Source organism: Chromobacterium sp. Ag138, assembly GCF_055181315.1.
Map to the genome: position 1 here is coordinate 1,440,409 of NZ_JBUPWA010000001.1, position 7,037 is coordinate 1,447,445.

General features: G+C 64.0%; 5 protein-coding genes and 2 tRNA genes. 5 read left to right on the top strand and 2 right to left on the bottom strand.

All coding sequences use genetic code 11. The annotated features are described in order from the left end of the window. The 3 genes from ACY3GB_RS06390 to ACY3GB_RS06400 form a co-directional block, all read left to right on the top strand. Nucleotides 1-356 (top strand): peptidylprolyl isomerase (locus tag ACY3GB_RS06390; RefSeq protein ID WP_463088016.1); only part of this gene is annotated, 356 nt, incomplete at its 5' end. Between the two features lie 68 nt (nucleotides 357-424). Then, nucleotides 425-1,135 carry a UDP-2,3-diacylglucosamine diphosphatase gene (locus ACY3GB_RS06395; RefSeq protein WP_463088017.1) on the top strand — a complete coding sequence of 237 codons (711 nt, stop codon included), beginning with the start codon at nucleotides 425-427 and terminating at the stop codon, nucleotides 1,133-1,135. 643 nt (nucleotides 1,136-1,778) lie between these two features. Further along, nucleotides 1,779-4,130, top strand: coding sequence for a TonB-dependent receptor (locus ACY3GB_RS06400; RefSeq protein ID WP_463088018.1), 2,352 nt, complete (start codon nucleotides 1,779-1,781; stop codon nucleotides 4,128-4,130). Between the two features lie 206 nt (nucleotides 4,131-4,336). Here ACY3GB_RS06400 and tilS read toward each other — a convergent pair whose 3' ends face one another. Both tilS and ACY3GB_RS06410 read right to left on the bottom strand, forming a co-directional pair. Next, entirely contained in the window at nucleotides 4,337-5,674 is a 1,338-nt protein-coding gene (gene tilS / locus ACY3GB_RS06405) for a tRNA lysidine(34) synthetase TilS (RefSeq protein ID WP_463088019.1), read from the bottom strand. Further along, nucleotides 5,646-6,611 (bottom strand): acetyl-CoA carboxylase carboxyltransferase subunit alpha, encoded by a 966-nt coding sequence (locus ACY3GB_RS06410; RefSeq protein ID WP_463088020.1) that lies wholly within the window; start codon nucleotides 6,609-6,611, stop codon nucleotides 5,646-5,648. The genes tilS and ACY3GB_RS06410 overlap by 29 nt, the downstream gene beginning before the upstream one ends. 211 nt (nucleotides 6,612-6,822) lie before the next feature. Here ACY3GB_RS06410 and ACY3GB_RS06415 point away from each other — a divergent pair. Then, nucleotides 6,823-6,898 (top strand) — tRNA-Val (locus tag ACY3GB_RS06415). Nucleotides 6,899-6,909: 11 nt separating this feature from the next. Beyond that, nucleotides 6,910-6,986 (top strand) — tRNA-Asp (locus ACY3GB_RS06420). Nucleotides 6,987-7,037: the final 51 nt, after the last annotated feature.

Genomic DNA, 7,037 nt, shown 5'->3' on the forward strand with positions numbered 1-7,037 from the left:
ACGGCTTCATGATCCAGGGCGGCGGTTTCGACGCCGACATGAACCAGAAGCCCACCCGGGACCCGATCCAGAACGAGGCCAACAACGGCCTGTCCAACAAGACCTACACCGTCGCCATGGCCCGCACCATGGACCCGCACTCGGCGTCGGCGCAGTTCTTCATCAACGTCTCCGACAACGACTTCCTGGATTTCAAGTCCGAAAGCTCCCAAGGCTGGGGCTACGCGGTATTCGGCCAGGTCGTGGCCGGCCAGGACGTGGTGGACCGCATCAAGACCGTCCGCACCGGCCGCAGCGGCATGCACCAGGATGTGCCGGTTGAGCCCGTCGTGCTCCAAAAGGCGGAAGTCATCTAAGCGTCCGCTTTCAACATCCAGCCGGGGCCCTGCCCCGGCTTTGTCTTTCCCCGGATAAACCAGCTGCCATGGCCATTCATTTCATTTCCGACCTGCACCTCGCCGACGACACCCCGGCGCTCAACCAGCTGTTCCTGGACACGCTCGCCGCCTGGCGCGGCCGGATTGCGGCGCTGTACATCCTGGGAGACCTGTTCGAATACTGGGTGGGAGACGACGACGACTCCCCCTACCTGGAAGCGCCGCTTGCCGCGATGCGCGCCTTCGCCGCCGACACGCCGCTGTACGTGATGCGAGGCAACCGCGACTTCCTGCTGGGCGCGGGCTTCGAGGCCCGCAGCGGCGCCAGGCTGCTGGACGACCCGACGCTGATCGAGGCCCATGGCCGGCGCATCCTGCTCAGCCACGGCGACGCGCTGTGCACCGACGACGCCGCCTACCAGCAATTCCGCGCCATGAGCCGCAGCCCGCAATGGCAACAGGCGATGCTGGCCAAGCCGCTGGCCGAGCGCCACGCCATCGCCCGCCACGCCCGCGCGCAGAGCGAGATGAACAAGCAGCAAACCGGCCTCACCGCCATCTCCGACGTCACCGAGGCCGCGGTGCGCGCGCTGCTGGCCGCCCATGACTGGCCCACGCTGGTCCATGGCCACACCCATCGGCCCGCCCATCACCGGCACGACGCGTCCAGCCGCTGGGTGATTCAGGACTGGCACGGCGACCGCGGCGGCTATCTGCGCCTGGATGAGCAGGGCATCGTTCAGCTGCCGCTCGCTTGAAAGCCGTCGACACAACCCTGATCCTGCCAGCGCGCCCTGCCTCACGCGCGCCCCCGCGTCGGGGCGTCGTGGCTTAGCGTCTCTGCGGGGGCTTGCAACAGCGCCAAGCCCTCCTCTCTCCTCAGCGCGCCGCGTCTCATCGCCCCGAAAAAATACGAAGACAGAACGATCACAGTGAAAAATGATGCCATATCAATTTTCACTCAGTTTCCCCGCCGGCTTTGCAACTCATTAATACTTGTCCTACTTCCTGCCTTGCCCCACCCTGATTCGGCGCGATTTTCTCGCTTAATACTTCATTTAAAGACATATTTCTTTATTCTTTTTGCAATATTTGTTTATTGAAATCGAAATGACAATAGACTAAATTTGCCGCTTAAAAATAATTCCAAGCCGAACTAATCCAGGCTGGTGATTTTTCCTGGCATGAAAGCGCCCAGGCGCCACGCGCTTGCAGCCGCACTCATAGACGCGAATTTTTTCCAGCCGGGACAAGGCTCCGCCCTCCGACTCACCCAAGTCATCCACTTGGTTTGCCATGCGATTAGCCATGCGATTAGCCATGCCTGACGGCAGGCCCGCTGCTGCGCTTGAAAAATGCATCAGAACTAAAAATTGGTTTCTCTACATCTCAGGAAATGAAATGGATAAGAAGGCATACTTGCGCCCCTTGACTCTGGCCGTGCTCGCCGCCCTGGCCAGCCAGGCCGCGCTCGCGGAGGAAACCCAGCTGCAAACCGTCACCATCACCGGCGCCGGCGACAAGCTGGGCGTGGGATTGCTGCAGCAGCAGGAAGGCGCGCGCGCGCGCAGCGACGTCAGCAAGGCCGCGCTGGAGAAGCAAAGCCCGACCTCGAACATCTACCAGGGCATCAACATGCTGCCCGGCGTCAACGCGTCCAGCCAGGACAACACCGGCATGTTCGGCGGCGCGCTGACCATACGCGGCTTCAACTCCGACCAGATCGGCGTCACCATCAACGGCGTGCCGGTCAACGACTCCGGCAGCTACAACGTCTATCCGCAGGAATTCGTCGACCTGGAAAACCTGTGCCAGGGTTCGGTCACCCAGGGCTCCAGCGACACCGACGCCCCGCACATGGGCGCCAGCGGCGGCAATATGAGCTTCGTCACCTGCGATCCGGAAAAGGAGCGCCGCGTGCGCATCGCTCAGAGCCTGGGCAGCAACAGCCTGCAGCGCACCTACATCCGCGGCGATACCGGCTTGTTCGCCGACGGCAAGGCCCGCGCCTTCGCCAGCTATTCGCACAGCGAAACCGACAAGTGGAAAGGCGCCGGCGGCATGAAGCGCGACCACGTGGACACCGGCATCCGCTACGACTTCAGCGGCGGCTACATCAACGCGTCCCTGCTGTACAACCGTCAGATCGGCAACGCTTTCGGCACCCCGACGCTGCAGCAGCTGCAACAGACCGGCTATGGCTACGATTACGCCACCAGCTTCATCCCGGGGCATCTGACGCCGAAGAACGGCACCGCGCAGAAGGAAACCGGCCCGACTCCCGCCTACTACCAACTGCAGCAAAACCCGTTTGAAAACGTGATCGCCAAGGTGGACGCGGTGCTGAAGCTGGGGCCGGACACCCGCGTCAAGATCCAGCCCTACTTCTGGTACGGCTACGGCGGCGCCACCAGCCAGCAGACCCAGTCCGAGAGCGCTTTCCTGAACAAGGCCACCCATACCGACACCGCGGCCAAGGACCTGAACGGCGACGGCGACACGCTGGACACCATCGTGGTCAACGGCAGCAGCATCACCCGCACCCGCCGCCCCGGCATCACCGTCACCATGGAGCAAAGCCTGGGCAACCACCTGCTGCAGGCCGGCGTATGGTACGAGCGCGCCCAGCACGACCAGACCGGTCCGGCCAGCCTGACCAACGCCGACGGCAGCCCGCAAGACCCGTGGATGCGGTCGAATCTGCTCACCCGGCCGGACGGCAGCCTGTACCAGTACCGCGATTGGGAAACCGTCAGCACCGCCACCCAGCTGTTCGCCATCGGCACCTTCAACTTCCTGGACGACCGCCTGGGCATCAATGCCGGCCTGCGCACGCCGCAGATCAAGCGCGAGTTCACCAACCACGCCAACGACGGCTGCGGCGCCTCCAGCAAGACCTGCGCGGCGGCCTACGACTACACCATCAACAAGACCTACCGCGAAACCCTGCCCAGCTTCGGCATGCGCTACTTCCTGACGCCCAAGCAGCAGGTATTCTTCAACATCACCAAGAACTACCGCGCGGTGCCCAACTACGCCTACAGCAGCAGCAACGGCAATGTGCAGGTGGTCAACGGCCAGGTGGTGATGGCCAACGACGTGGTGCCGGAAACCTCGGTCAATACCGACCTGGGCTACCGCTGGCAGGGCGAGATCCTGACGCTCAGCGGTTCGCTGTTCAACGTGGATTTCAGCAACCGCCAGGCCAACTCCTATGACCCGGTGACGCTGAAATCGGTGAACATCAACGCCGGCGGCGTGCACACCTGGGGCGGCGAGATCGAGCTGGGCACCGTGCCGGTCAAGGGCTGGAGCGCCTATGCCTCGTTCACCAGCAACCACAGCCAGATCCAGAACAACCTGAACTGGAAGGACGCGTCCGGCAACAACACCTTGCTGCAAACCCAGGGCAACGACTTCCCGATGACGCCGCGCTGGATGGCCGCGCTGTCGCTGCAGTATTCGCCGGGCGCCTGGTATGTCCGCACCGACGTCAAGCACACCGGCAAGCAGTTCGCCACCCTGGTCAACGACGAGGCGGTGCCGGAATACACCACGGTGGACCTGGACGCCGGCTACCGCTTCGGCAATATCGGCATGCTGAAGAATCCGACGCTGAAGCTGAACCTCAGCAATATGTTCAACACCAGCTACCGCATCCCGACCTCATCCAAGGTCAACGCGGCCGACACCGTGCGCTACAACCTGGGCGCGCCGCGCAGCGCGGCGGTGACGATGCAGGTCGATCTGTAATCATCAGCCCCGCTGGATAGGAACAGGCCGGACATTCCGGCCTGTTTTCATTTATTCCGCGCCCGCAACGCCATTGCCGCCTGCGCTTCAAGCGCCCGCGCGACCAGAACGCTATCCAGCGGCAATCAAGGCATGAAAATCATGAAAATGAGGAAGAAAAGGAAGAATGGGACAACCGCCTCTCTCTGGCCGCGCGGGCAACAGGATCAGAGGCTGACGGGACGCCACAGCGGCCACCAGCCGGCCTCCGCCGCCGCGCAGTGGGATACGGCGATGCCCGGCACCGCCAGCAGTTCGCCATCCGCGCCGTACAATAACGGCCAGCGGCGGCGCAGCAACGGCGGCACGCCAGCCTCGCGGAGCAGATCCTTCACCTCGCGGCGCCCCACCCTGGCGGGCAGTTTCTCGCCGCCGCGCCGCGGCGCCAGACTGGCGCCGCTCGCCAGCAACGCCTCCGGCAAGCCGCGCTCGCGCCACTCCCAGGCCAGCTCGCCGCCCCACTCCGGCAGCGGCAGAGCGTCGCCGCCGCGCCACAACAACGCGGTTAAAGCCGGCGGCTCCGCCAGTGCTTTAGGCCAGGCCTGCACAGTATCGGCAAAACGCAACAAACAGCCCTGCGGCAACGTCAGAACCGGGCTGGCGCCCTGCCCCGCATGCTCGGCCTGCCGCAAGAATTCCAGCAAAGCGCCCGGCTCCGGCGCCGGCCAGCCCAGCGCCTCCAGCCAGGCCAGCAAAACCTGGCGCCGGCGCGGCGCCGACAGCGCCAGCAGCCGCGCGCAATCCAGCCCGTTTTCGGTTCGGCAGGCGCCCAGATCCTGGCGCGCCACCTCGTCCAGGATGGCCGCGGCATCGGCCTGCAGCATCGCCGCGCGCGCCAGATGGCTGCGGTAATGGGGCAGCGCCCTCTCCAGGCGCGGCAGGATGTCCTGCCGCAGCAGGTTGCGGCGATAACGGGTGTCCAGATTGCTTTCGTCGTCGACCCAGGACAGCCCCCGCTCCCGGACATAAGCCTCCAGCCGCGCGCGGGGAATCTCCAGCAGCGGCCGCCACAACAGCTTGCCCGGGGCCAGCTCGCGCAGCGCCGGCATCGCCGCCAGCGCCCGAACGCCGCCGCCGCGCAGCAGCTGCAGCAACACGGTTTCGGCCTGGTCATCCTGATGATGGGCCAGCGCGATCACGCTGGCGGCGGAACGCCGGTAGACCGCGTAACGCGCCTCGCGCGCCGCGGCTTCGACGCTTTCGCCGCCGCCGGCGCGCACCTGCACCCGCTCGATGCGCAAAGGCACGCCCAGAGCGTCGCACAAGGCCTGGCAATGCTCGGCCCACGCGTCGGCGTTGGGGCTCAAGCCATGGTGGACATGCGCGGCGGACAGCGCGAGCGCCGGCCGCCGCTCGCGCGCCTCGCACAACAGCGACAACAGCGCCACCGAGTCCAATCCGCCGGAAAGCCCGACCTCAAAAGCGAAAAGGCCGGACAATTCGTCCGGCCAGTGCTTGATCAGGCTGTCCGCCAGCTCAGGCTGCGTCTTCCTTGAAGCGGCCATAGCTCATCAGGCGGTCGAAGCGCTCTTTCAGCAGCGCGTCCATAGGTTTGGACTGCACATCCTTCATCTCGTCCTGCAACACGCGCTTCAAGGTGGCCATCATCTGCGCATGGTCGCGATGAGCGCCGCCCACCGGCTCGGTGACCACGCGGTCGATCAGCCCCAGCGTCTTCAGACGCGGCGCGGTGATGCCCAGCGCCTCCGCGGCGTCGGACGCGCGCTCGGCGGTCTTCCACAGGATGGAGGCGCAGCCTTCCGGCGAAATCACCGAATAGGTGGCGTATTGCAGCATATTGACGCTATCGCCGACGGCGATGGCCAGCGCGCCGCCGGAACCGCCCTCGCCGATCACGGTGACGACGATGGGCACGCGCAGGCGGGTCATCTCATACAGATTGCGGCCGATCGCCTCGGACTGGCCGCGCTCCTCGGCGCCGATGCCCGGCCAGGCGCCGGTGGTATCGACGAAGGTGAACACCGGAATGCCGAACTTCTCGGCCAGCTTCATCAGGCGCAGCGCCTTGCGATAGCCTTCCGGGTGCGGCATGCCGAAGTTGCGGCGGATCTTTTCCTTGGTGTCGCGGCCCTTTTGCTGGCCGATCACCATCACCGACTGGCCGTTGAAACGGGCCAGGCCGCCCACGATGGCGGCGTCGTCGGCAAACGCGCGGTCGCCGTGCAGCTCTTCGAAATCGGTGAAGATGGCCTGGATGTAATCCAGCGTATAAGGACGCTGCGGATGGCGAGCCACCATCGCGATCTGCGAAGGCGTCAGTTTGGCGTATAGAGTCTTGGTCAGTTCCAGACTCTTCTTCTGCAGGCGGGCGATCTCTTCGGAGATATCCAGCACGGAGTCGTCCTGCACGAAACGCAGCTCTTCAATTTTGTTCTCGAGCTCGGCAATCGGTTGCTCAAAATCGAGAAAGGTCGGCTTCATTCTTACAATCATCCGTCAAACCTAATCGCGGCATGATACATGAGGCGCGAAGCAGCCGTCACCCGCAGACCCGGCAAAAAGCAGAAAAATTGGAGCAAATATTCAAAACCGGCGCTTTCCGCAAAAAAACTTACCCCGGGCACTTGCGCGAGCTTAAACCCTGTGCTTTAATTCGCCTCCTCGCTGAAACGCAAGCAGCGAAACGAATTCAGGGCGTTTAGCTCAGTTGGTAGAGCGTCTGCCTTACAAGCAGAATGTCGGCGGTTCGACTCCGTCAACGCCCACCAAAGTTTCGGTTGGAGTGGTAGTTCAGTTGGTTAGAATACCGGCCTGTCACGCCGGGGGTCGCGGGTTCGAGTCCCGTCCACTCCGCCAACAGTTACAAAGCAGTACCCGGATATCGGGCGTTTAGCTCAGTTGGTAGAG